The organism is Polynucleobacter sp. Adler-ghost (genome assembly GCF_018688495.1).
GTDB lineage: Bacteria > Pseudomonadota > Gammaproteobacteria > Burkholderiales > Burkholderiaceae > Polynucleobacter.
Genome location: NZ_CP061320.1, coordinates 263,937 through 288,004, shown reverse-complemented (window position 1 = coordinate 288,004; position 24,068 = coordinate 263,937). Strand labels below are relative to the sequence as shown.

General features: G+C 40.5%; 25 protein-coding genes. 10 read left to right on the top strand and 15 right to left on the bottom strand.

Going from position 1 to position 24,068, the window contains the following annotated elements; translation table 11 throughout:
• Window position 1: 1 nt before the first annotated feature.
• From asnB to ICV89_RS01540, 4 genes are all read left to right on the top strand, one after another.
• Window positions 2-1,837, top strand: a complete 1,836-nt coding sequence (gene asnB / locus ICV89_RS01555; protein WP_215309078.1) for an asparagine synthase (glutamine-hydrolyzing) — start codon at window positions 2-4, stop codon at window positions 1,835-1,837.
• A complete protein-coding gene (locus ICV89_RS01550; protein WP_215309076.1) occupies window positions 1,834-3,144 on the top strand; it encodes a nucleotide sugar dehydrogenase in 1,311 nt (436 codons plus the stop codon). Before asnB ends, ICV89_RS01550 begins: the two co-directional genes overlap by 4 nt.
• A gap of 868 nt (window positions 3,145-4,012) precedes the next feature.
• Window positions 4,013-4,594 carry a hypothetical protein gene (locus ICV89_RS01545; protein ID WP_215309074.1) on the top strand — a complete coding sequence of 194 codons (582 nt, stop codon included), beginning with the start codon at window positions 4,013-4,015 and terminating at the stop codon, window positions 4,592-4,594.
• The gene (locus ICV89_RS01540; protein WP_215309071.1) at window positions 4,581-5,315 is read left to right on the top strand and encodes a class I SAM-dependent methyltransferase; all 735 of its coding nucleotides are present in this window, start codon (window positions 4,581-4,583) and stop codon (window positions 5,313-5,315) included. The genes ICV89_RS01545 and ICV89_RS01540 overlap by 14 nt, the downstream gene beginning before the upstream one ends.
• A 139-nt stretch (window positions 5,316-5,454) precedes the next feature.
• On the opposite strand, the gene ICV89_RS01535 is transcribed toward ICV89_RS01540, so the two are convergent.
• The 7 genes from ICV89_RS01535 to ICV89_RS01505 all read right to left on the bottom strand — a co-directional run bounded on the left by ICV89_RS01535 (window position 5,455) and on the right by ICV89_RS01505 (window position 13,315).
• The gene (locus tag ICV89_RS01535; protein WP_215309069.1) at window positions 5,455-6,837 is read right to left on the bottom strand and encodes a hypothetical protein; all 1,383 of its coding nucleotides are present in this window, start codon (window positions 6,835-6,837) and stop codon (window positions 5,455-5,457) included.
• A gap of 38 nt (window positions 6,838-6,875) precedes the next feature.
• Window positions 6,876-7,850: a GDP-L-fucose synthase gene (locus ICV89_RS01530; RefSeq protein ID WP_215309068.1), complete on the bottom strand. Its 975-nt coding sequence runs from the start codon at window positions 7,848-7,850 to the stop codon at window positions 6,876-6,878.
• 43 nt (window positions 7,851-7,893) lie between these two features.
• On the bottom strand, window positions 7,894-9,021 hold the full coding sequence (gene gmd / locus ICV89_RS01525; protein WP_215309066.1) for a GDP-mannose 4,6-dehydratase: 1,128 nt from the start codon (window positions 9,019-9,021) through the stop codon (window positions 7,894-7,896).
• A 44-nt stretch (window positions 9,022-9,065) separates the two neighbouring features.
• A complete protein-coding gene (locus tag ICV89_RS01520; protein WP_215309064.1) occupies window positions 9,066-10,547 on the bottom strand; it encodes a mannose-1-phosphate guanylyltransferase/mannose-6-phosphate isomerase in 1,482 nt (493 codons plus the stop codon).
• 38 nt (window positions 10,548-10,585) lie between these two features.
• Complete coding sequence (locus ICV89_RS01515; protein ID WP_215309062.1) at window positions 10,586-11,131, bottom strand: HPP family protein; 546 nt, start codon at window positions 11,129-11,131, stop codon at window positions 10,586-10,588.
• A 376-nt stretch (window positions 11,132-11,507) separates the two neighbouring features.
• Window positions 11,508-12,575: a glycosyltransferase gene (locus ICV89_RS01510; protein WP_215309060.1), complete on the bottom strand. Its 1,068-nt coding sequence runs from the start codon at window positions 12,573-12,575 to the stop codon at window positions 11,508-11,510.
• Complete coding sequence (locus ICV89_RS01505) at window positions 12,572-13,315, bottom strand: FkbM family methyltransferase (RefSeq protein WP_215309058.1); 744 nt, start codon at window positions 13,313-13,315, stop codon at window positions 12,572-12,574. The genes ICV89_RS01510 and ICV89_RS01505 overlap by 4 nt, the downstream gene beginning before the upstream one ends.
• Window positions 13,316-13,633: 318 nt before the next feature.
• On the opposite strand from ICV89_RS01505, the gene ICV89_RS01500 reads away from it, so the two are divergent.
• A complete protein-coding gene (locus ICV89_RS01500; RefSeq protein ID WP_215309056.1) occupies window positions 13,634-14,863 on the top strand; it encodes a PQQ-dependent sugar dehydrogenase in 1,230 nt (409 codons plus the stop codon).
• Window positions 14,864-14,961: 98 nt separating this feature from the next.
• On the opposite strand, the gene ICV89_RS01495 is transcribed toward ICV89_RS01500, so the two are convergent.
• The 7 genes from ICV89_RS01495 to ICV89_RS01465 form a co-directional block, all read right to left on the bottom strand.
• Window positions 14,962-15,270: a high-potential iron-sulfur protein gene (locus ICV89_RS01495; RefSeq protein WP_215309054.1), complete on the bottom strand. Its 309-nt coding sequence runs from the start codon at window positions 15,268-15,270 to the stop codon at window positions 14,962-14,964.
• Between the two features lie 148 nt (window positions 15,271-15,418).
• Window positions 15,419-15,652, bottom strand: coding sequence for a hypothetical protein (locus ICV89_RS01490; protein ID WP_251370877.1), 234 nt, complete (start codon window positions 15,650-15,652; stop codon window positions 15,419-15,421).
• 15 nt (window positions 15,653-15,667) lie between these two features.
• Window positions 15,668-16,447 carry a GTP cyclohydrolase I gene (folE, locus tag ICV89_RS01485; RefSeq protein WP_215309052.1) on the bottom strand — a complete coding sequence of 260 codons (780 nt, stop codon included), beginning with the start codon at window positions 16,445-16,447 and terminating at the stop codon, window positions 15,668-15,670.
• 46 nt (window positions 16,448-16,493) lie between these two features.
• The gene (locus ICV89_RS01480) at window positions 16,494-16,865 is read right to left on the bottom strand and encodes an MAPEG family protein (RefSeq protein ID WP_215309050.1); all 372 of its coding nucleotides are present in this window, start codon (window positions 16,863-16,865) and stop codon (window positions 16,494-16,496) included.
• Window positions 16,862-17,497 carry a glycerol-3-phosphate 1-O-acyltransferase PlsY gene (plsY, locus tag ICV89_RS01475; RefSeq protein WP_215309048.1) on the bottom strand — a complete coding sequence of 212 codons (636 nt, stop codon included), beginning with the start codon at window positions 17,495-17,497 and terminating at the stop codon, window positions 16,862-16,864. Before plsY ends, ICV89_RS01480 begins: the two co-directional genes overlap by 4 nt.
• Window positions 17,498-17,551: 54 nt before the next feature.
• A complete protein-coding gene (xerD, locus tag ICV89_RS01470) occupies window positions 17,552-18,487 on the bottom strand; it encodes a site-specific tyrosine recombinase XerD (protein WP_371817883.1) in 936 nt (311 codons plus the stop codon).
• Window positions 18,471-18,956 (bottom strand): YajQ family cyclic di-GMP-binding protein, encoded by a 486-nt coding sequence (locus ICV89_RS01465; protein ID WP_215309044.1) that lies wholly within the window; start codon window positions 18,954-18,956, stop codon window positions 18,471-18,473. Before ICV89_RS01465 ends, xerD begins: the two co-directional genes overlap by 17 nt.
• Before the next feature lie 117 nt (window positions 18,957-19,073).
• Here ICV89_RS01465 and murB point away from each other — a divergent pair, with 117 nt between their 5' ends.
• Complete coding sequence (gene murB / locus ICV89_RS01460) at window positions 19,074-20,114, top strand: UDP-N-acetylmuramate dehydrogenase (RefSeq protein WP_215309042.1); 1,041 nt, start codon at window positions 19,074-19,076, stop codon at window positions 20,112-20,114.
• A gap of 2 nt (window positions 20,115-20,116) precedes the next feature.
• Here murB and xseA read toward each other — a convergent pair whose 3' ends face one another.
• The gene (gene xseA / locus ICV89_RS01455; protein ID WP_215309040.1) at window positions 20,117-21,331 is read right to left on the bottom strand and encodes an exodeoxyribonuclease VII large subunit; all 1,215 of its coding nucleotides are present in this window, start codon (window positions 21,329-21,331) and stop codon (window positions 20,117-20,119) included.
• 314 nt (window positions 21,332-21,645) lie between these two features.
• Between xseA and ICV89_RS01450 the strand changes: the two genes are divergently transcribed.
• Genes ICV89_RS01450 through ICV89_RS01435 form a run of 4 tightly spaced genes read left to right on the top strand, consistent with a single transcriptional unit; the run spans window position 21,646 to window position 24,046 of the window.
• On the top strand, window positions 21,646-22,272 hold the full coding sequence (locus tag ICV89_RS01450) for a MotA/TolQ/ExbB proton channel family protein (protein ID WP_215309038.1): 627 nt from the start codon (window positions 21,646-21,648) through the stop codon (window positions 22,270-22,272).
• Window positions 22,269-22,715 (top strand): biopolymer transporter ExbD, encoded by a 447-nt coding sequence (locus ICV89_RS01445; RefSeq protein WP_215309036.1) that lies wholly within the window; start codon window positions 22,269-22,271, stop codon window positions 22,713-22,715. The genes ICV89_RS01450 and ICV89_RS01445 overlap by 4 nt, the downstream gene beginning before the upstream one ends.
• A 40-nt stretch (window positions 22,716-22,755) precedes the next feature.
• Window positions 22,756-23,847: a tetraacyldisaccharide 4'-kinase gene (gene lpxK / locus ICV89_RS01440; RefSeq protein WP_215309034.1), complete on the top strand. Its 1,092-nt coding sequence runs from the start codon at window positions 22,756-22,758 to the stop codon at window positions 23,845-23,847.
• Window positions 23,848-23,866: 19 nt separating this feature from the next.
• Window positions 23,867-24,046, top strand: a complete 180-nt coding sequence (locus ICV89_RS01435; RefSeq protein ID WP_215309032.1) for a Trm112 family protein — start codon at window positions 23,867-23,869, stop codon at window positions 24,044-24,046.
• The last annotated feature ends 22 nt before the right edge of the window (window positions 24,047-24,068 follow it).

Here is a 24,068-nt window from a genome sequence, read left to right as displayed (position 1 = left end):
TATGTGTGGAATTGCCGGGATACTTGGAGGAGAGATAGACCCACATCTCTTGGATAAAATGACGGACAGCTTAGCACATAGGGGGCCGGACGGCAGAGGAGTATGGATTAACCACAGGTTTCATATTGGGCTGGGTCACAGAAGGCTTGCGATCATTGACACCAGCAGTGCTGGCAATCAGCCCATGCACTCCTCCTGCGGAAGGTATACCATTGTATTCAATGGGGAAATATATAACTATATAGAAATTAAAAGAGCCTTATCATATAACTCTTCCAGCTCTTCCGACACAGAAATTATATTAGCTGCCTATATTGCCTGGGGCGAAAGTTGCGTCCATCACTTTAATGGCATGTTTGCTTTTGCGATTTGGGATCATGATAAAAATAAATTATTTTGCAGCAGGGATCGCTTGGGCGTAAAGCCCTTCTTTTACACACAAAGAAATGGTCAATTCTTTTTTGCTTCAGAAATAAAGGGCTTACTCGCGGCCGGTATTGAAGCATCACCGAACTTATTGGTATGGGGAAAATATCTCTCACTTGGTGAGTATGAGCAGCCGGATGAAAGTTTTTTTAATGAAATTCACTCCCTCAAGCCTGGACATTCCCTGACAATTAATATTGACTTAAACATTCAAATACACCAATGGTGGAAATTAACATCACCAAACATTCGCTCACCCAAAAAATCACTAGATGAAATCATAGAAGAATTGGGTTGGTTAATGGATCAAGCCGTAAAAATAAGAATGAGGAGTGATGTTGCAATATCCCTAAACTTAACTGGTGGTCTTGATTCTTCGGCCATTACCGAATCTTTCTTAAGGCAATCAAATTTTCATCAAGGCATACATGTATTTACGGCTTTGTTTGATGATCCACGGTATGACGAAGATCAATATGCCAGCAAAGTTATTAACGGAAAAAACATCATTCGGCATACCCCAAGATTAACGCCTGAACTGGTTCCATCAATGGCAATAAATGCAATGCTGTCCCAGGAGGCCCCTTATGGTGGAATTGGCACACTCTCTTATGAATTAATTGATATAGAGATGGAAAAACTAGGGCTCAAGGTTTCCCTTGAAGGCCAGGGTGGTGATGAGCTATTTGCTGGATATGAATACTTCAAATACTCCTATTTCTCCAACTTACTCAATAGTAGAGATTTTTTTAAAGCCTTCTCTTTTCTCTTGAGAACAAGCAACCAAAGAAAGCTATTGTCACAAGCTTTTAATACTAAATTCATTAAAAAAGCAGTCTACCAAGACGGTTCCAACTATTTAAATACATTGTGCATAAAAAATGAGATACACCATCTTGCAAAGCCAACGATTTTTGATCGCCCATTCTCAGACAATCTAGCAAATGAATTACATAGGGATCTTACCCAAACGAAGTTGTATAGAGTTTTACGCATGAATGACCGAAAATCAATGGCTCATGGCGTTGAATTACGTCAACCACTTTTAGACTATAGGGTTGTAGAATTTGCAGCCAGCCTCCCCGCCGATATTAAGATTACTCCTAATTTTAATAAGTATGTTCTAAGGGCGGCAATGCGCAATAAACTACCCGATGAAATCACTTGGTCTAAAAAACGTCCTGTAGTCACACCACAGCGAGAGTGGATGACAAAACAGTTATCGGATTGGGTGCTTGATTTAGTAAACTCAACCAACTTTAGAAATATTGGCTTCTTTAACGTAACAGAAATTAATAGATCCATGTCTATCTACAAAAAAAATGGATTGGCCAATTCATTTCCCATATGGCAGTGGGTAAATACCGCCTTATGGTTTGATGCATTTATTTACGAGAACAAATCAAAATGAACTATTTGAATACTAGAAAAAGGCTGAGTGACAAGTCTGCATGCATTGGTATTATTGGATTGGGGTATGTTGGCTTACCGCTATTATTAAGATTTTCGGATGTTGGATTTAAGGTTATGGGGTTTGATGTTGATCAAAATAAGATTGCCTCATTCAAAAAATCAGAAAGCTACATAGCCCATATCCCTGAAGATAGAATCATCTCCGCAGTATCACGAGGTGCTACAGCAACATCAGATTTCTCAAAAATATCTCAGGTTGATGCAATCATAATCTGCGTACCAACACCTTTGGATAAATTTTTGACCCCGGATTTGTCCCATATACGAAGCACAGTTAAAGCCATACTCCCATTTATAAAAAAGGGACAGATTATTTCACTAGAATCAACAACCTACCCAGGCACTACTGAAGAAGAATTAGCGACACCAATTCAAGCCCTTGGAATGATAATTGGCGAAGATATTTTTGTTGCATTCTCTCCAGAACGGGAGGATCCAGGAAATCCAAATTATTCAACCCAAACAATCCCAAAAATTTGTAGTGGTGTAACAAAAAACTGTCTGGAGGTTGCCGCAAGTCTCTATGAATCGGTAATTGATAAAGTAATCCGGGTTTCCTCGCCTAAGATTGCAGAAATGTCCAAGCTATTGGAAAATATTCATAGAGCAGTCAATATTGGCTTAGTAAATGAATTAAAACTGGTTGCAGATAAGATGGGGATTGATATTTACGAGGTTATTGGGGCAGCATCTACCAAACCCTTTGGATTTGTAGCTTACCATCCCGGTCCAGGACTGGGTGGCCACTGCATACCAATTGACCCCTACTATTTAACCTGGAAAGCCAAAGAGTATGGAATTCACACTCGGTTTATAGAGCTTGCAGGGGAAATTAATTCTGCGATGCCGAACTTTGTGATTGATAAAATACAATTCGCATTAAATTTGCACAAAAAATCTCTAAATGACAGCAGCATACTTCTTTTGGGCTTGGCTTACAAAAAAAATATCGACGATATGCGAGAATCGCCATGCATTGATATAGCCAAAAACCTTGAATTGGCCGGCGCAAATGTCACACTTTACGATCCACATATAAAACAAAACAAGATTCTTCTGCAAAATAAAGAATTTAATATTTTAAAAAATAATTTAACTAAAGAATTAATAACAAAGTTTGACTGCGTAGCTTTAATAACAGACCATGATGATTTTGATTATAAGTTAATACAAGACTATTCGAGACTTTTAATAGATACTCGCGGTAAGTTTATAACAAACAAAACCAATTGCTTCAGGGCGTAAATACAATTGGAAATAAAAGAAGTATGCAGTCCCCTAAACCTGTTAAAGAAAATAATAAACTTATAGTGGACAATGTTAATTGTCAGGTAAAAAGTATCTCATCTCAGCCCAATTCTTTTATTGAAATAGGGGGTGCCGTTGGCACCCTACAAACATATCCAATCATAAAGGTTGCATACATAGAATATGGGCAGAATTTACTATCATCTGCTAAATCAATATCCATCAATCATCTGGACTATATTCACAGATCAACCAACGACTCCAGATCACCACCCCAAAGTAAATTTAATGTTGCAACTATGTTTGGCATGATAAAAAATTTTTCCGAGCCTGATTTAGCAATCAATAACTTCTTAACTCTGATAACGCCAGGGGCGCTAACTATATATTTAACTTGTTTAATCCAGCCCCACCCTTGGATGTGTAAATTTTATATATGCCATCATTAGAAGCCCTTAATAAAGATACTGCAAAGCAAGGTGAGCGGGATATTTTTCTTTTGAAACTTTACCTTCATGCCCCAAAAAAATAAAAATGGTCCCGTGAGAAGTTGGGCTGTTAATATTGACAATGAACTAACCTTCCTTAATGGCCTTTGCATATTTCAACCCCAATATTTACTAAAAATACACGTCAAATAATGAATAAATTCAGGTACTTAATCAACAAGACGCAAGTGCTATTTCATGACAGGAACTTAAAGGAGCTTTTTTTAAAGATTGCATGCTTCCCTTTCAAGGGATTTATCTTCAAATACAAGAAAAATTGCATATTCAAATCCATCAATCCGGAGGAAAAATTCACCAATATCTACCGTTTAAATTTCTGGGGCTCCCTAGAAAGCAGAAGTGGCGGAGGATCAACATTGTCCTACACAAAAAATTTGCGGGATAATCTTCCACTCATGCTTAACAAATTTAAGATTCAATCAATTTTTGATGCCCCCTGTGGTGACTTTAATTGGATGAAGAAATTTTTGGCAGATTATCCAATTAAATATATTGGCGGCGACATAGTCTTACCCTTGATTGATATCAATAATAAAAAATATTCATGCGACTCTATTAATTTTATACATATAGATATCACAGAACAGCCTCTACCGTATGCGGATTTGTTAATTAATAGGGATTGTTTATTTCACCTCTCCAATTCAGATATAAAAAAGTTTTTTATTAATTACCTTAACTCTAACATCCCTTATATCCTCACCACCTCACACATAAATGATTATGATTTTATTAACTCAGATATCGATACTGGTGACTTTAGACTAATAGATTTATTTGGTGAACCGTATAATCTTACAAGTAATTATTTATTTCAAATATCAGACTGGCAAAAACCTGAAAATATGAGATCAATGTTCTTGTGGCACAGAGATCAAATTTTAGAAGCATTACAAATGAATCGGATAAGATCGAATGAAATTGATGAATACAGATAAAACTCTAAATTTGAAAGGTGATGGCTATGGTAAAGACAAAGAATCGATAGATTATTGGCTAATTAATCGAACAAAATTAAAAGATCTTTATAAATCAGAATTATATTTTTTTTCTAAGGCACTGGAATTTAGCAATAAAGTTTTAGATATAGGTTGTGCAGCAGGTGGATCAGCCCTATTTTGCAGGGAAGGCAAGGAAGCAATTGAGTATACAGGGATTGATGTAAGCCATAATTTATTAAATGCTGCTATTGCTCGTTTTTCCAATAAACCAGATACTAAATTTATACATTTTGATGGTAAAAAAATTCCATTGGAGGATGGATCAATTGATTTTGTTTTTTCATTTGGCGTATTTCACCACCTAAACCATTGGAGTGAAATGCTCATTGAAGCATTGAGAGTTTCATCAAGATACTTCTTATTCGACTTAAGAGTTTGGGATAAAGACTCATTGGTCGGAAATAAAAACTCTTATCAAAAATTGGCCCTTGGCAACTCTTGGGATGGTGAAAGTATAATTTCTTACAACATAATCTCTATGAATAAAATTTTAGAGCTTGCAATCCAACTGAAAAATATAAAAATTTCAATGAAAGCTTTTGGCTACTATCAAAAACCAACTCATTTAGCCGTAACGCCAGCGGATAAAATTTTGATGCTGTCTATCTTGCTTGAAAAAAATGTAAAACACCCTACATTTGAATTGTTAATTGAATAACATCGACTAAATCATCGAACAAAGAAGAGGCTATTTTCGAAATACAGTAATGATATGCAAGCTAATTTATCAAAAAATAACTTAGATAGCTAAGTGCTTTAATCAATGCCAACATAATTGTTAATCTATATATTTAATTTCACTTATTAGACGGCTTAGACAATACAAAAATAAAACTAAGACAAAAAAATATTATTTCTAAAAAATGTTTTCTTGAGGCCTCGCCAATTGAAAGCATTATTAACATAATTATGGCAATCCAAATTGGTGCTGAAGTTTTTAATTGATCTATATTTGCTACTGATTTTATTAGGACAGCAAAAAAAATAATGAATATAGATGCGCTCGTAATAACTCCATATGTCAACGCAATATCTAAGAATGCACTATGAGTCGAGATTGCATTTGAAGATGCTATCTCGGTATCATTGTAGTTTAATAATAGAGCCCTCTTTAATGGCTCACTAGAACGACCGTGACCTATTGGATTTTGAATGATCATATCTATTCCAATACTTGCATACGCAGCCCTTTCATACGCATTCATAGGAATTGGTCTTCCTGATGGGGCGTCAGGGGGGCCAAACTTGGATGTGTTAATCCAATTTTTATACGTCTTAGTATCAAATCCAACCGAAGCATTCTCTATAATATTTTTCCAAAATGCAGAATTCAAAATTATCCAAAACATCGCTGTAAATAATAAAAAGTAAAAAAATACTACTATAAAATTCCATTTATTAAAATTTATACTAAATTTAATAGATCTATAAATAGAAATATATATTATTGAACTTAAAAGTATTATGGCCAGCAAAAAGAGTGTTAAAACACCTGTATTAGATCTAAGGTGATAATAATAGATATAAAATAACAACACAGGTACTCCAAGCCAATAGACTAATTCTTTGAGGTACACTTGTTGCTGTTTTTTATAGCAATCGAATACCCTTGAAATTATGAGGGCAATTAGAATACCCCCAGAAAAGACTGCATTTATTTTCCCCAAATATATTGATTTACTGTAATCCAATGCCGATACCGCCAAACTGGCTTCATTTAGAACCTTAATATCAATTGTTAACTCATAAATAAATAGAATAAAAATTCCAAAGCCTAAATATGCTGTAAGTCTTGGCTTTAATAATAAAAAATAGCCAGCACCGAAACCTATTATTAAAGATGCTGTAGATCTAATAAATACCGAAACTAACTCATTCATTTCGGATAAATCAAAGCTGTTGTAAGAAAAAGCATGGTACCCAATAAAATAAACTGCAACTAAAATCATCATATATATCAATACATCATATGTTGAAATTTGTTTCACATATATATTTATATTTTTCTTACTAATAAACATTAATAAGCTCGCGATTGAAAGAATTGTCATTAAAATATTTCGTAAAGCTATCGTTTCTGAAATCGTCCAAATTGCCAGAAGCAACCCAACCGCTAAAAGAAAATAATATTCAAAATTATTTTTCAATATTATTTTTGTAATTCTGTCTTTAATATTCAATCGCTCACTCATTCAAAATTTAAATTAATTTTTCTTCTTTAGAGTGACCTAGAAATATAATCTCTATAAGTCAACTGAAGGCCTTGCATTAAATCTACCGCGGGACACCAACCTAGCTTACTCAGTTTTGCGCTGTCTATTAGTTTTCTTTGGGCACCATCAGGCTTGCTGGCATCAAAACTAATCCTACCTTCGTACCCCACAGCACTGCTAATTGCTAATGCCAACTCTGCAATTGAGGTGTCGCAACCAAAACCGACGTTTATATGTCCTTCCATTGGGTTGACACTTTTGTCAAGCACTGGCTTATCGAGCTGCATTACAAAGACAGAGGCAGCAGCCATATCATCAACATATAGAAATTCCCGTCTTGGCTTCCCAGTTCCCCAAATGACTACTTCAGGTATATTGCTTACCTTAGCTTTATGAAAGCGACTAATGAGCGCTGGGATCACATGACTATTTTCGGGGTGGTAGTTATCACCTGGCCCATATAGATTAGTGGGCATCACTGAGCGATAATCGACTCCGTGAGATTGCCAATATTGACGGTTATAACTTTCACACATCTTGATGCCAGCAATCTTAGCAACTGCATAGGGCTCGTTAGTTGGCTCTAACTTGCCAGTTAGCAATACATCTTCACTCATTGGTTGTATTGCTACCTTAGGATAAATACAGCTAGACCCCAAGAACAGCAGTTTTTTGACGCCGTTCAAAAAAGCTTGATGAATGACATTATTTTGCACCATCAAGTTATCGTAAATAAATTGAGCGGGGTAAGTATTGTTGGCATGAATACCGCCTACCTTAGCAGCAGCTAAATAGACTTGATCTGGTTTTTCTTGAGCAAAGAATTTTTTTACTTCAGCCTGATCGGTCAGATCCATTTCTTCACGTGTACGAGTGATAATATTGGCATAACCCTGAGACTGCAAATTTCTGACAATGGCAGACCCCACCATGCCACGATGGCCTGCCACATAAATCTTTTGGTTCAGATCTTTAATCATGCTTTTGCTTTATTGTCTCTTTTTTCTTCAGGCTTTTTTATATTTAACTCTCTTTACCAACTGCGATACTAAAGCCATGATTGCTCAATAATGCATGCCGTTTGGCTCTATCTAAATCATTTTCCACCATCTCAAAAATCATTTGATCTAAAGTAATCTCTGGAACCCAGCCTAACTTTTCTTTTGCTTTAGCAGGATCACCCAAGAGAGTCTCTACCTCGGTAGGGCGATAGTAACGTGAATCAATTTGCATAATCACATCACCCACTTTTAATGCCGAGGCTTTATCACCTTCAATTGCTGAAACAATGGCCTTCTCATTTTCTTCCTTACCCTCAAATTTCAGCGTAATACCCAACTGCTTAGCGCTACGAATAATAAATTCACGTACGGTGAACTGCATACCAGTGGCAATTACAAAGTCTTCAGGCTTCTCTTGCTGAAGCATCAACCATTGCATGCGCACATAGTCTTTTGCATGACCCCAGTCACGCAAGGCATCGATATTACCCATGAAGAGGCATTTCTCAAGGCCTTGGGCAATATTGGCTAGGCCGCGAGTTACTTTACGAGTGACAAAAGTTTCGCCGCGACGCTTGGATTCATGATTAAAGAGAATGCCATTACAAGCATAGATGCCATAAGCCTCACGATAGTTCACAGTAATCCAGTAAGCATACATCTTAGCCACTGCATACGGACTTCTTGGATAAAATGGGGTAGTCTCTTTTTGCGGGATCTCTTGAACCAAGCCATACAACTCAGAGGTGGATGCCTGATAAAAACGGGTTTTCTTTTCCAGGCCAAGAATACGAATAGCCTCCAAGATACGCAAGGGGCCAATTGCATCAACATCAGCCGTGTACTCAGGAGACTCAAAGGAAACTGCAACATGAGACTGTGCACCTAAATTGTAGATTTCATCAGGCTTAGTTTGCTGAATGATGCGTACCAGGTTGCTGGTGTCAGTCAAATCGCCATAATGTAAAATCAAATCAGGATGATTGATATGAGGGTCTTGGTAGATATGATCAATACGCTCAGTGTTAAATAAAGAGGCTCGGCGCTTAATACCGTGAACGATATATCTTTTTTCCAATAAGAACTCAGCCAGGTAAGAGCCGTCTTGCCCGGTGATGCCAGTGATTAAGGCTACTTTTTGCTTGCTCATGTGCACCCTCTTAAAAAACCATCCGTCTAGAACAAATATTCAACTTATTTTCTTCCGTAAGTATCTTCAAATCGCACAATATCATCTTCACCCAAATAACTACCTGACTGTACCTCAATAATCTCCAATGGATATTTCCCAGGATTTGCCAAACGATGAGTTTGTCCTTGTGGAATATATGTACTTTGATTTGCAGTCAAGATTAAAGTCTTATCGCCATTGATAATTTCAGCAATACCCTTGACCACGATCCAATGCTCGGCTCGATGATGATGCATTTGTAATGAGAGGCTAGCTCCCGGTTTTACGCAAATCCGTTTTACTTTAAACTGCTCGCCCTCATCTACACTGTCGTACCAACCCCATGGCCTTACTACTTTACGATGCAGATTTTTCTCTTCACGCTGCTGGACTGTCAACTGCCCGACAATATTTTTAACGTCTTGACTGTTTGCCTTATCGGCGACTAAGACTACATCAGCTGTTTCCACAATAATCAGATTTTCTACCCCAACAACGCTAACCAAACGACTATTGGCATAGACTAATGAATTTTTAGTATTGCTCAGCAAGATATCGCCACTTATGACATTTCCATCTTGATCTTGCATTCCAACTTGCCATACCGCATCCCAAGCACCTAAATCACTCCAACCGGCATCTAACTCCACCATCTTTATAGGGAATGCGTCTTTTCTCTCCATGCTTGGGCATTTTTCAATGACAGCGTAATCAATCGACTCACTAGGGATGTCATTAAATGCATCCTTATCAGGGCGCACAAAGATCGCATCAGCTGAGGCGTCTTGTTCTTTAGTCTTCCACGCCTTTTTAGCGCCAGCCAAAATATCAGGGCGAAACTCTTTTAAGCTTGCCAACCAAACACTGGTTTTAAGCACAAACATTCCGCCATTCCAAAAGTAACCACCTTCCGCCAAATATTGCTTGGCAGTTTGCTCATCAGGCTTTTCTACGAAACGCTCCACCATTAAGCCATCCCGATCTTTATTGAGTATGTCTGACTTTGCCTTGATGTAACCGTAACCAGTTTGAGGAGTATTTGGTGTAATGCCTAAAATGACAATCGCACCTTCACTAGCTATACGGACTGCTTTCTGTAATGCTTGGGTAAAGGCGGTGCCATTGATCACAGTTTGATCAGCAGGGGTAACCAATAAAATTGGATCCTCCCCATGCTCACGAGCTTCTAAAGCAGCAAGCGTTAATGCAGGTGCGGTGTTTCTGCCAGAAGGCTCTAATATCAATGTGGCTTGTACATCTTTTAGTTCGCGCAGTTGATCAAGCGCTAAAAAACGATGCTCTTCGTTGGTGACAATTAGTGTCGGGCCCAGTTGGATGCTGGAATTAGCAACCGAATTCGCACGCTCGATAGCTTGCTGAAATAGACTCTTTTGGGAGCCGTCACCTGAAAGTACTAAAAACTGCTTTGGAAAGCCAGATCGAGATATAGGCCACAGCCTTGTACCTGAACCGCCGCACAAAATTACTGGCAATACTTGAGTCATAATCCATCCGCTATTATCTAATGATTGATTTTAATGGCTTATGACTGCCTAGGTGGTCTTTTAAGGTAAGACTTACCCGCATTACTGTAAAGCAATGCCGCTAATACGAGTAAAACAGAGTCAATCATTACCTGAAACACTGCATACCGGTAATGCATCACATGCCCTAGAGCCGTAATCAATGAGACTGCAGCCGCAGGGGGGGTGCAAACAGCGCAACATAAACATGCTAAAACAGAATAGCTTGTGGCAATCGGAATAGCCAGTAGTGGCTCATAAATGAGATTAGCCGTCGAAATACCAACGAGAGCCGAAAGAGTATTACCTGCAATCACCGCCCAAGGTTGAGCCATTGGGTTGTTTGGCAAGACAAATACCAAAAGCGCGCTTGCGCCTAAGGATGCAATGAGCCATTCATCAATACCACTTAATTCTCCAAGGTACTTGGCAATAGTAATCACTAACAACAGGCCAATAAAAACATCAAAACTTGAACGAAAACGCTCCGTCCAAGTCATTGGTGTTTGGTCGCCCCCAAAGTAAAAGGAATAATACTTGATTAAGCGCATAGCAATACGACTCATATTTTGCCTATTTAATAGTAATTTAATTAATAGTTTTGCAAACACCACAGCAGCACCAACATTGACAATTCAACGAAATTTATATTTTAATACCCCCCACCCATTAGATAGCCCTGCTATCACAACGGGCACAAATAGCGAGGAAGAGGTTTCACCCTATCGCCGAAGGCTAAACGCAGCATACCCAAAATCACACGCATATTTGATTGAAGGTAGCGCAGGACTGACATGCGCCTCGGAAGGCTAGAACTACTCGCATTGTTTACCCCGATGAAAGAGCCCTCCAACATAAGCGATCAAACCCATAAATTTGCAGCGCTTAATCGTATTAACCCTCAAACAATAGCACTCAATCAATACTGCGTAACAATTATTATTAGCGTTGGCGCTTTGCTTGAAAAGCCCTTGCCTTCTTTTTAAGTTTCGACCCCACGATATGGCAGCGATCTAAAAAAGAAATGGGGGTTAGGCCAGTGCTACCCAAGGACACTGGCGCTAGAAATACATCTTGAAATTGTTGCATAATATTTTTTGCTGAGAAAGTACGGGAGTAGCAATCCCAATCTTGATTTTTAATCCACGTGCGATCAAGGTGGTTAATAATTTCTTTTAATTGTTTTTTATTGGAATAAAGCAAAGCCTTATTTCCAAGAACCTCAATATGATTTCTTTGTCTAGATAGCCCATAAGTAATCACCGGCTTATTGCATATAGAAAACTCTGCGCAGGCCAATCCAAAAGATTCACCCATCTCTCGAGCATGCAGCATCGCATCGCACGTATCAATAAAAAGTCTTTTATATGTCATATCAGGAGTGCCGGGTAAAAAAATGACGCGCTCTTGATTTGTAAAAGGGTCTATATTCATAAATAGGAAATATAAATTTGTACTTGCTTGCGATAACTCCCGAACAAGATCTAAAACAAATCCGATATTAAAGCTATCTTGCCCCCCATAGCAGCCAAGCACCGTAGCCTTAGCAGGAATATTTAGCTGTGCACGAAGATCACCTTTGGCCTCGGGAAATAAAACCATATACTCAACGTATGGAATTCTGGAGTTAGAGCATTCCTTGCTTAACCATCTAGAAATATAGGCATAAACATCGCCATGTTGCTCCGATACCTTCTGCGGAAAGACGGCGTGGATCAAATTTGGCACAGAAGACACGCACTCAGCATCTCGCAATCCAGCCTTTTGAATATAAACAGCATCAATGCGATGCTGATCGCTAAGCCTATTAACATCCGAAAAATTCTTATAAGGCACTAACTCAAAATGGCGTTTAAACTTTTCTATGATAGGCAATGGCCCGGGATTATTCTCGTCATAAAAAATAATAGACTCATTTCCCAATATCAGTTGATTATGAAGAGCGTAATCAAAAATGGCAATATGCACCCCTCTGTAATTTAAGGTTCCAGCCTGAAAGCCAATTTTCATAAAAAATAAAGGGAGGGATTAAATGTGGGGTTGATCTTACTCAACTTAGCATCGTGGATAAATAGTATATCAACTTGAATCATTACCCCATTAGAGTAATGCAATTCACAAATATCATACGGTACAAAATTATTCATCTTCATAAACTCAATATAGTCTTGAAAGTTAGGAGCTCCTAAGTTGTAACACAGAATAGGAAGCTCAATATAAACTAATGATGCGTGTCTTAAGCAAGCCACTCCACCAGCCAATATATCTAATTCTGAACCCTGAGTATCGAGCTTAATAAAATCGGGTAGAGCTATATTTTGATCCTTAACAATGGAATCCAAAGTAATAGCTTGTTTTTTTATTGGCCTTACTTCTTCATAAAAAGAGGTATTTTCTTTATAGTAAGAATCGCCAGTAGAGTCATTGTGATAAAAATCAACTGTCTTGATTTCAGATGATAGCGCTCCGATAAAAAATTTAAAACCACTGTCATTTAAAATTTTTGTACATTTTTCGTTTGCCTCAAACAGAAAAAAATTGGACTTTGAGAATGTCTTTTTAAGAGTAGAGGACCACTCTGCATGCCTTGCTCCGATATCATAAACAACCCCAAGCTCAAGGCCTTGATTACTCAAATCTAAGAGGGTAGATTTGAGCTTTTCATTTGCCAGTAGATCGGTTAATTTTTTCTGATATTTTGGGATACGATGTAAAACTGCGTACTTAAGAAATCGAAGGTATGTACTCATAACATTTGGGCATCTATTGTTGGTTGGTTGACCTGCTAACCATAGTGACATAAAAATACATAATTTGCTCGACTGGTTCATAAAATATTGAATTGTGCTATTTTATTGTAATTGTTTTATTAACAAAAAATAATGAATTCTTTATCTGACTAGACTGAGGTAAGTCTATAAAATAGCTCTAAAATTAAAGTTATATCTGAAGAATAAATTTTATAAATATTATTATTTGCCTTCAAAAATAATAAAGAAATCTAAGCTATCATTTTCACTTAATAGTTGATAAGCTTTAGTGCTATATTCAAATTAAAAACTCATGCTATGCACCCTTCAGCTGTGATTAAAAAATCATTAAAATATATCGTAATTGTTCTAATTTCCATATTTATATTTTGGCTGGGATATTTAGCTAAAGACAAAAAAATTTTTCCAATAAAAAAATTTTTTTCGACTGAAAATGTGGATGCGTGGAAATCAAATTTTTCCAATGGCACAAAGCCGTTAAAACTATATGGTAATGACTTTATCCTAGATCTCTTGCCATATCAAAATGACTTATATCAAAAAACTGCTGGAATATTTTATACTGATGCAGATGGTATACAAGTTTTAGAGCAATCAAAGGCTCAAGAAATACTGATTAAATACTCAGTACATCTTAAAGATGCTGATACCAACGCGACCTTGAGTCACAATGGGGGATTAAAAAAGTTTTTCCAATATAAGTATGGTTTATTTGGGCTATTTGCCTTCCAAAATACAAAAGATGCTAACTGTTTGTATGTATCTTTAATTAATTTAAGCACACAAAAAGAAGTGTTTAAGGCGCCTTGTTTGCCAGACAAGGCTAATGTAGACTTTAATGCAATAGGGGGCGGGCAGACGCAATTACATGATCAACTCTTGCTTGCTATCGGCACCCCGACAACTGATACAAATCAAATAGCCGATCTTGCACAAAACTTAAAATCGCCATATGGGAAAATTTTAGAATTTTCTGACGCGCAACTTTTCAATACAAAAGATCAAGCTATTACACAATTTAAAATTTATTCATTGGGCCACAGAAACCCTCAAGGCTTAATTAATTTGGATGATCATATATATGAGGTTGAGCAAGGCCCCAAAGGTGGTGATGAAATTAATTTAATCAAGCAGGGAAAAAATTATGGCTGGCCTCTGTATACACTAGGTTCAAAATATAATGGTAGTGCCTATAAGGCTAGCGGTAATCTTTCTCGATTCGAGCCGCCCTTATTTTCTTTTGTACCCTCTGTTGCCGCCAGTAATATTATTCAGTGCCCGGAGAATATTGCCTCAAGATACAAGCCACTAACTTGCGTGCTTGTGAGCTCACTACGTGGAAAATCTATATTTGTGACGTTAATAGAGCCTACAAGCCAAAAAGTGCTATCGATCGAAAAGATTGGGGTTGGAACTAGGCTGAGGGAGTTCTTCTTAAACCAAGCTACCCATGATCTGTATGTGACCTCTGATGAAGGTCCCATGTTTAAAATCGTCTTTAGCGATATTCCTGAGTTTGCTCAGTAATGCCAAAAATAAATTGTTACAAATAGACTACAGCACAATGGTTATCTAAAACCCCGGGGAGTTGTAGTCTATTTGATGAATACAGCCTAAATAAGTAATTAAGCTTTCTTAGCGTAAGCGGAGCACCAACCTTTACCAGCAACTTGCTTGCCGGCAAATAGTGAGCAACCACCAGCAGGAGAGCCAGCCTTACCTTGATACAAAGCACAGTTGTCACATTGCTGACCTGCAGCGTACTTAGCATACTTAGCTTTATCTACAGTAGTAGCATTTGCTTTATAGCCCAAAGCTGCAGCTTGTGGATCAGTTTCAGCAACCATAACTTGAGCTTGAACTTTACCGTTCAAAGCCAATGTACAAGCACCAGCAGCGGACAAAATCATAAATTGGCGACGACTATTTTTCATACGTTCTCCAGAGGGTGAAATAGAACAAAGATTGCATCTGAAAGGATCATAGTGCAGATTGAATTAGCCAACTATAGGTAGTTTAAGTGGCTGATTTATATGGCTATTTAGTTGAGAATAGTTCTCAAATTGAATTTGCCGCGAATTTCTAATGCCAGCCCTTGAGATTCATGCAGGCAATACGCTGTTTTACGTGAACACCTGATCCTGAGTCTGGATAGGATTGCGCACAATCAAGAGCGTCTTGACGAAAAGTGACTTTATTGTTTTTAGCTGGGTCGGTATTGATGTCGGGATACAAAGAGCACCCCATCAGAATAGATCCCACCAGTAAAGCAAAGGCGAGCTCCATCAGATGCCGACCGAATATATATGCTGTCATGCGCTAGCTTTTTATCTACCTTTTATCAAGCAGGGACAAAAACTCTCTGCGCAAATTAGAATCCTTGAGAAAGGCGCCACGCATCACGCTGTTCACCATCTTCGAGTCGCAATCTTTAACTCCCCGCCACTGCATACAGAAATGATCTGCATCCATGACGATCGCAACTCCAATTGGCTTAATTTTTTTCTCGAGCATATCCGCTAATTCGACTACCGCCTCTTCTTGAATCTGCGGACGGCACATGACCCACTCCGTTAGGCGTGAGTACTTTGATAAACCAATCAAAGCAGATTCTTTATTTGGCAGCACTCCAATCCAAATACGACCCATAATTGGACAAAGATGATGAGAGCAAGCGCTACGAACAGTGATGGGCCCAATAATCATCAACTCATTTAAACGGCTGACGTTAGGAAATTTCGTTAAGGTTGGTTGTTCAACATAACGACCATTAAATACTTCCTTAACAAACATCTTAGCCACACGCTGACTAGTATTTTTGGTATTGTGATCACTCTGAGTATCTATGACCAAGCTTTCTAAAACTGCCAGCATCTTTTCAGCCACTTCATCCACTAAGCCCTCCAGCTCACCAGGTTGAATGAATTTAGAGATATTGTCATTTGCATGGAAGCGTGCCTTTTGCGCCTCAATGCGGCGACGAATCACCACAGACAATGGAGTGCCAACGTCATTCTTTTGGGCGGACACTTTCTTGGCAGGCTTAACGGTTGAGGCCTTCTTGGCAGAGGCCTTAGCAACCGTCTTTGCAGGAATTTTTTTAGTACGCATATCTGTTTATTACCTCGATGAATTTAGTGAATTATTTTTTGTTCTTTTAAATCTGGAAGAAGAGTGCTACTACGCAAGCTAAGCCCGCAAGCCACACAATAGATCGTGTAGTTGGCCAGTCCGCTACATAGCAAATCAAATAAGTAATGCGTGCTCCAACAAATCCGATTGCCAGCAGATCCACTCTATTTTGTGGCGCATGAGCTATGGATGCAATAACAACTGCCGCAAAAAAGAATGGGAGAGATTCAAAAAGGTTGGCTTGGGCAGCATTGGCTCGCGCCCGAAATCCTGTCTGCTTGGTTAGCCATTGCCTAGGCATACCATTGTCATAATCCTCAAAACCTTTTTTAGCAATTCCTGTTGCTACATAGGGAAACAATCCCATGAACAGCACACACCAATAAGCAATAGTCATGACTGCCCTTTCTTCTTGGAGCCAATACGACTCTCTTTGCCATTCATGAGATTATGAATATTGCTGCGATGACGCCAAATCAGCAGAAGACAAACTACCAGCAGCGCAATGCCCATCGGCTGAAAGCCGAACAAAAATACAAAATAGATTGGGCCAAAGACCGCAGCCGCTAAAGCAGCCAAGGAGGAGTAGCGCATGAACACCGCTACGATGATCCAGGTACCCAGGGTAGCTAAACCCAAAATCCAATTAATGCCAAACAAAATGCCACAAGCAGTAGCCACACCTTTGCCGCCTTTGAAACCATGGAAGATTGGAAATAGGTGGCCCAAGAACACGGCAACTACAACGCCACATAACAACCAAGAATTGAGTGTTGATGTCAAAGATTCATCACCCAACAAAATTCGGGGCAACATGACTGCAAGATAGCCCTTTAAGGCGTCTCCAATTAATGTAAGAACAGCTGCCAACTTATTACCAGTTCTCAGAACATTAGTTGCCCCTGGATTACCGGATCCATAAGAATGGGGATCGGGCAAGCGCATGCACTTGCTCACCACCACCGCAAAAGAGATGGAACCAATCAGGTAAGCAATCGGAATCAGCAATAGATCTAAAGTTAAATTCATAGGGATATCTTAAACACTTATTGCATTGTTGATGATTGCTTGGATCGACATACTTTATGCACCCCTGGGATGATGTTGCTGATGAATCGACTTTAGGCGCTCCCTTGCGACGTGGGTATAGATCTGAGTAGTCGAGATATCAGCATGGCCCAAGAGAAGCTGTACAACTCTTAAATCAGCCCCATGATTAAGTAAATGGGTAGCAAAAGCATGACGCAAGGTATGCGGAGATAAAGCGACAGGAATATTGGCGATCGTCGCATAGCGCTTTATTAATGCCCAGAGAGCTTGACGGGTTAGGCCTGTTCCAGTGTGGCGACCCACAAAGACTTCATCCGAAGTCTTACCTTCCAGCAAGGGCGTTCTGGCATCAGCCAAATAGCGACGCAACCACTGTCCTGCTTCACCACCAAATGGCACTAGTCGCTCTTTACCACCCTTGCCATTGACCACCCGAATAACACCCTCATTTAATCCCAAGGCAACCGTCTTTAATGACACTATCTCGGAGACCCGTAAGCCGCTGGCATACATCAACTCCAACATAGTACGATCACGCAATCCTAATGATGTCTCAACATCAGGGGCATTCAGCAAGGCAGTAACCTGGTCTTCGCTCAAAGTCTTAGGGAAACGCAATGCTTGCTTTGCGGCACGCAAACCAATACAGGGGTCACTTTTCACTAAGTTCATGCGCAGGGCATGGCGATAAAAACGTTTGAATACCGTGAGCCGACGATTAGCAGTGGTTGCTTTATCAGCTCGGCGATGTGAAATATATGCAGTAAGATCTTTTTCAGTGACGCCATAGAGATCGGCGCCAGAATCTTTTTGAAGCCACTGAGCCAAGAGCAATAGGTCTCGACGATAGGCGGACAAACTGTTTTGTGCCAAGCCATCCTCCAGCCAACAAGCGTCACAAAAACGCTCAATGGCTTCTTGACTAGCTGGGTGGATTGCCGGCACAACTACATTAGTCACGGAAGTTATTAAAGCCTAATGGAGCCTCGCTGACTTCTTTCTTGAGCATAGCCATGGTTTCTTGCAAATCATCGCGCTTTGTACCTGTTACGCGTACAGCATCGCCCTGAATACTGGCCTGCACTTTGATCTTGCTGTCTTTGATAATGCGCACTACTTTTTTAGCCAACTCTGAAGTAATGCCTTTTTGGATCTTCATGGTTTGCTTGCGCTTATCGTTACCAATAGTCTCTTTTTTGTCGTCTTTAAGGTAGCGCACATCGACATTGCGTTTAGCCATCTTGCTATAAAGGACATCGCGGACTTGACCCAATTTAAAGTCGTCATCACCAAACAAGATCAAAGTCTCATCCTTTTGCTCAACTCGGCTATCGGAGCCTTTGAAGTCAAAACGATTAGTAATTTCTTTGTTGGATTGCTCGATTGCGTTTTTCAACTCAATCATGTCAGGCTCACACACTACGTCAAATGAGGGCATCTCAAACTCCTTAAATAATCTGGGTAATGAATTCTGCAAATTCAATGATTGCATTGTTACTTTTCAAGTTTTCTCATAAATTACGAACAGAAACTCGAACACGAATAAGATTGTGGCATGAACTCCGCGAAAAATGCGCCCAAACTAGCAAAATTGACCCTCAATCTAGAACTCAGGCACCGGAATAGCTTTGGCCTAGATTCCAAGGCGGAGCTGGCGTACGAGATCACATCCGCTGATCAGTTGCCAGCCCTCATGAAAGAGCTTGGGGATAAAAAACTTGCCTGGCGTGTATTGGGCGGCGGAAGCAATGTGATTCTTCCAGAATCCTTGCCTGGTGCAACGCTACTCATCAATATTTTGGGTCAAGAGCTTATTAAAGCAGATGACAATAACTCCTGGCTCTCAGTAGGCGCCGGTGTTAATTGGCATGAATTAGTCGCTTGGACACTAGAGAAAAATATCTCGGGATTTGAGAACCTCGCACTGATACCAGGCACTGTTGGCGCCGCGCCCATTCAGAATATTGGGGCATACGGCGTTGAAGTTGGGGAATACATCGACAGCATCGAGGCATTTGATTCTGCGGCCCATGCCTTTGTCACTCTCCCGCAAGAGGCCTGCCAGTTTGCCTATCGCGATAGCTACTTCAAGCAAAATCCCAATCGATTTATCGTGACAAAGGTTGTTTTTAAAATCCCTAAGACTTGGCAGGCACGATTGCAGTATGCAGATCTTGCAAAGCAATTTGCAGGGTCAAACTTCAACCCAAGTGCAAAGCAAATTTTTGATGCGGTATGCACTATCCGATCTAAGAAATTGCCAGACCCTGCAGTAATTGGTAATGCCGGAAGCTTCTTTCAGAATCCGATTGTTGGTAACCAACAGTTTGAGCAATTAATTAAAGAATTTCCGAATCTCGTGTCTTACCCGGATGCCATCGGAACACGAAAGTTGGCAGCTGGATGGCTAATTGATCAATGTGGCTTTAAGGGCAAGCGCATGGGCCATGTTGGCGTTTATGAAAAACAGGCGCTAGTCCTGGTCAATCATGGCGGCGGGACATCAACGGATATTCTAGGTTTGGCAAAAAATATTCAGGAAGAGGTGTTGAGTAAATTCGGCGTACAACTCGAGATTGAACCAAATATTCTGTAGCTTTACTTCAGCGGCCCAAGCTTTGCAAATTCAACCTCTACTTGGCCTTCAGCTAAGCGTACCTGAAACGCATTCTCGGTATTGAGCTCACTTGGATTGCGTACTGCATGCATTGCTTGCTCTTTCGTGCTTAATATCACCGCGTAACCACGCTCTAGAGTTCTTTGCGGGTTAAGCATTTCTAATTGAGACTGGAAGTGGCCTTGATCACGTTTCCAATTCTCAAACCTGACTGACCATGCTTGATTCAATCGTTTTTGCCAACCACTAATTTGCTCACGCATGCGATCAGGGTTGGGCAAGGCGTGACTCAAACGTAAGGCCAATTGATCTAAGGTTTGCGCTTCGCGCTCTACTCGTTGATTTACTCTTTGCAACAATGCTTGCATGATGGCGTCTAGCTCTTGCAACATTTGATCGCGTCGTGGCGCTGCCAATTCTGCTGCGCCCGTAGGAGTTGGTGCTCGCAAGTCAGCAACAAAGTCGGCGATCGTGACGTCAGTTTCATGACCAACACCACTCACGATTGGGATGGAAGACTGTGCAATCGCATAAGCTAGTTTCTCGTCATTAAATGCCCATAGGTCTTCAATACTCCCACCGCCTCGCACCAGCAAAAGCACATCGACTGCATTTTCTTTTTCAGCAGCCTTGAGTGCAGAAATAATTCCAGCTGGTGCATCTGGTCCTTGGACCAATGTTGGGTAAATCACAATCGGTATATGCGGCGCTCTTCTGGCAAGCGTACTTAAAACATCCTTTAGAGCTGCAGCCTGCGGAGAGGTAACAATACCAATTGCTCTCGGATGAGTTGGAATAGAACGCTTATTCTCAAGATCAAATAAGCCTTCTTTGGCGAGCTTGGCTTTGAGCTTTAAAAAGGCTTCATAAAGACCGCCCATGCCAGCCCGGCGCATACTTTGCACCGTCAGCTGAATGTCCCCACGCGGAACATAAAACCCCAGATTGGCAGCAACTTCTACCAAATCCCCCGATTGGGGCATAAATCCGACTTGTCCATTACGGCCCCGGAACATTACACAACGGATCTGCCCCTCCTCATCTTTGAGGGAAAAGTACCAATGGCCACTGTCATAGGCCTTGAAATTGGAAATCTCACCGCTCACCCAAACGGTATCGAAGCGCTCCTCCAAAGAGCTTGCAATGGCGCGGTTGAGATCGCCAACACTGAGGATTTCCCTTGATATTTCCGACATTTTTTCTCTTTTTCTACACAAGCATAAGGGCTTTCAGTCAATAAATATCCACAGAAGCCTATTAGGACTTGGCCTCAGCTAGATAAGTAAGTAATTACTGACCCAAAGCGTCTCATAAATCCAACAGATATTCTCTATCTAATTGATTTATATAATAAATTATTCTGCCCTATTGTAAGTAAATTTTCCAAAAACAGGATGATTCCACCATCAATCAAGGACTTACAACGCACTACTTTAAAAGTTTTGCACAGAGTTATCCACAGGATGTCTTTGTGAAAACGGGTTTTTAATTCAGCTAAAGTACTGAGCTTATGTACTCAATCTTACTGTCTGCTGGCTGGCCTATCTGGCCCCTTCTTCTCATTTCCATTATTGGGTTGGCTATTGTCATTGAGCGCGCCTGGTATTTGCGTCAAATTCATCTATTTCCTAAAGATAGTTTAGAAACGGTATTTGGCCTAGCCAATGCCATTTCCCAGCAAAAAACAGTCTCAGAACCCGAAATTAGGGCTGTCAGCCAACTTTCCCCAGTGGGCAGCCTCTTTGCCTGCATCCTTCGGGAAAAAGCCTCTGGCAACCCCGCAGACTCCGCCTTAGAAGAATTGCAAGTCAGCGCTCAATCCACTTGGTTAAGGCTGGAGCGCTATCTTGGGGTCTTGGCCACTATAGCGACTGTTGCCCCTCTCCTAGGACTCTTTGGGACCGTTGTCGGCATGATTGAAATCTTTGGTAGTCAGGGCGTCGGAAGCCCCCAGCAGCTAGCGCATGGCATCTCTATTGCCCTATACAACACGGCTTTTGGTTTGCTGATTGCCATTCCTGCTTTGGCTGCATGGCGCGGCCTGCGTGCAATGGCAAATCAACGCCAACATGAGTGCGAAGAATTTACTCGTCAATTATTTAAAAAACTCTATCCACACTCGGCAGATACAAAATGAATTGGTTAGAAAGTCAGCTTCAGCATCGAGGTCAATTTTCACTGAGGGTCAGGACAGCTCCGGTAGAGCCTGAGATCAATCTCATTCCTTTTATTGATGTGTTGTTAGTGGTACTGATCTTTCTGATGATCTCTACTACATTTACCCGCTACCAAGAGTTAGCTATCACCCTACCCACTACAAATGGCGCAGCAAGCCAGTCGGAGGTGAAACAAATTCATATGGCAGTCAGTCGTGATGGGCGCTTTGCTATCAATGGCAAGATAACTGACCGAAGTCAACTGAGCAATAACCTCAATGCACTCAGCGAAGACAATGCCATCCAAGTCAATATCGATGCTGATGCTAAAGCTCCCCACCAGGCCGTTATGAGTGCTTTAGAAGCAGCGCGTGATGCCAACCTATCTAATATTGTGTTTAGCAGTCAAACTACCAAGAAGTAATCCAACACGCCAAAACATTGAGCACAAACAGTCGCCTTTAATGTCATCCCAAAAAAAATCTTCTTTCTTTAATAAGGCTCCTCGGTTTTGGGAAAGGCGCGGGCCAATCAGTCTTGTGCTTTGGCCTTTATCTAAGATTTATGGTTGGGTAAATCAAGCTTTAGATTCGGTGCATGAGCTGAACCTAGGAAGACGCAAACCAGCGCCAGTTCCGATCATTATTGTTGGCAATATTCGCGTAGGCGGCACCGGCAAAACTCCTATCGTCATTGCCTTGGCTGAGCAACTTGCAAGCATGGGTTGGAAGCCCGGAATTATTAGTAGGGGTTATGGTGCTAATGCACCAAGCACGCCTCGCCAAGTCAAGAGCGACTCCAATCCCTCTGAAGTCGGCGATGAACCCGTATTAATTGCCAAGCGCACAGACAATCAGTTTCCGATTTGGGTCCACCCCAAACGAACCCTCAGCATTCAGGCCTTGTTAAAACAAGACCCTATAGTGAACATCATCATCAGTGATGATGGCTTACAGCATCGAAGTCTGCTGCGCTGGCCTGCCCGGGAAGGCGGTCGTGATGTTGAGTTTGTAGTGCGCGATCAACGCGGTGAAGGTAATGGCTTCTTGCTGCCTGCCGGCCCATTACGCGAGCCTGCATCACGCGAGCGAGATGCCACTTTAATGACTGGTACTATCGCGCCCTCCAACCACATTGATGAATATTTTTTAGGGCGACGCGCTTTCACGCTAAGTAGTCAACTTGGCATACCCTATCAACTAAATCATCCAAGCAATACGCAATCTTTATCTTCCATTGCAGAAACTTATCCTCCAAACAAGATTACGGCTGTTGCTGCAATTGGTAATCCACAACGATTTTTTGATGACTTACTGAAACAGGGGATTAAAGGTCAATGTATTGGTTTGGCTGATCACGCCACCTACACCCAAGAATTTCTCTCTGACATTAATGCTGAGTGCATCCTCATTACCGAAAAGGATGCCGTAAAATGTACCTCAATACAGGATGAACGCATTTGGGTGGTTCCGATGAGTTTAGAGATTCCAAATACATTCGCGGAATGGTTGCAGTCTATTCTGCAGAGACCTGATCCAAATCAATACACTTTATAAAAAATAGCAAAGATCAAATATGGACAAACGCTTATTAGAGATTTTGGTCTGCCCTTTATGCAAAAGTACTTTGCATTTAGATGCAGAAAAACATGAGCTTATTTGCAAAGCAGATCGCTTGGCCTACCCCATTCGTAATGACATCCCTGTCATGCTTGTTGATGAAGCCCGCAATCTATCTGCTGATGAAATCATCTAGCATTGACTCAGCGCAAGCAATC

Bases quoted from the DNA above. Each gene is read 5' to 3' on its own strand.
- ICV89_RS01500 (WP_215309056.1), top strand. From the start codon at position 13,634: ATGCACCCTTCAGCTGTGATTAAAAAATCATTAAAATATATCGTAATT.
- ICV89_RS01505 (WP_215309058.1), bottom strand. From the start codon at position 13,315: ATGAGTACATACCTTCGATTTCTTAAGTACGCAGTTTTACATCGTATC.
- ICV89_RS01465 (WP_215309044.1), bottom strand. From the start codon at position 18,956: ATGCCCTCATTTGACGTAGTGTGTGAGCCTGACATGATTGAGTTGAAA.
- ICV89_RS01510 (WP_215309060.1), bottom strand. From the start codon at position 12,575: ATGAAAATTGGCTTTCAGGCTGGAACCTTAAATTACAGAGGGGTGCAT.
- ICV89_RS01520 (WP_215309064.1), bottom strand. From the start codon at position 10,547: ATGACTCAAGTATTGCCAGTAATTTTGTGCGGCGGTTCAGGTACAAGG.
- ICV89_RS01490 (WP_251370877.1), bottom strand. From the start codon at position 15,652: ATGACAGCATATATATTCGGTCGGCATCTGATGGAGCTCGCCTTTGCT.
- ICV89_RS01480 (WP_215309050.1), bottom strand. From the start codon at position 16,865: ATGACTATTGCTTATTGGTGTGTGCTGTTCATGGGATTGTTTCCCTAT.
- lpxK (WP_215309034.1), top strand. From the start codon at position 22,756: ATGTCATCCCAAAAAAAATCTTCTTTCTTTAATAAGGCTCCTCGGTTT.
- ICV89_RS01515 (WP_215309062.1), bottom strand. From the start codon at position 11,131: ATGAGTCGTATTGCTATGCGCTTAATCAAGTATTATTCCTTTTACTTT.
- folE (WP_215309052.1), bottom strand. From the start codon at position 16,447: ATGCGTACTAAAAAAATTCCTGCAAAGACGGTTGCTAAGGCCTCTGCC.
- murB (WP_215309042.1), top strand. From the start codon at position 19,074: ATGAACTCCGCGAAAAATGCGCCCAAACTAGCAAAATTGACCCTCAAT.
- plsY (WP_215309048.1), bottom strand. From the start codon at position 17,497: ATGAATTTAACTTTAGATCTATTGCTGATTCCGATTGCTTACCTGATT.
- xseA (WP_215309040.1), bottom strand. From the start codon at position 21,331: ATGTCGGAAATATCAAGGGAAATCCTCAGTGTTGGCGATCTCAACCGC.
- ICV89_RS01445 (WP_215309036.1), top strand. From the start codon at position 22,269: ATGAATTGGTTAGAAAGTCAGCTTCAGCATCGAGGTCAATTTTCACTG.
- ICV89_RS01550 (WP_215309076.1), top strand. From the start codon at position 1,834: ATGAACTATTTGAATACTAGAAAAAGGCTGAGTGACAAGTCTGCATGC.
- ICV89_RS01530 (WP_215309068.1), bottom strand. From the start codon at position 7,850: ATGATTAAAGATCTGAACCAAAAGATTTATGTGGCAGGCCATCGTGGC.
- ICV89_RS01450 (WP_215309038.1), top strand. From the start codon at position 21,646: ATGTACTCAATCTTACTGTCTGCTGGCTGGCCTATCTGGCCCCTTCTT.
- ICV89_RS01435 (WP_215309032.1), top strand. From the start codon at position 23,867: ATGGACAAACGCTTATTAGAGATTTTGGTCTGCCCTTTATGCAAAAGT.
- ICV89_RS01495 (WP_215309054.1), bottom strand. From the start codon at position 15,270: ATGAAAAATAGTCGTCGCCAATTTATGATTTTGTCCGCTGCTGGTGCT.
- asnB (WP_215309078.1), top strand. From the start codon at position 2: ATGTGTGGAATTGCCGGGATACTTGGAGGAGAGATAGACCCACATCTC.
- ICV89_RS01540 (WP_215309071.1), top strand. From the start codon at position 4,581: ATGAATACAGATAAAACTCTAAATTTGAAAGGTGATGGCTATGGTAAA.
- gmd (WP_215309066.1), bottom strand. From the start codon at position 9,021: ATGAGCAAGCAAAAAGTAGCCTTAATCACTGGCATCACCGGGCAAGAC.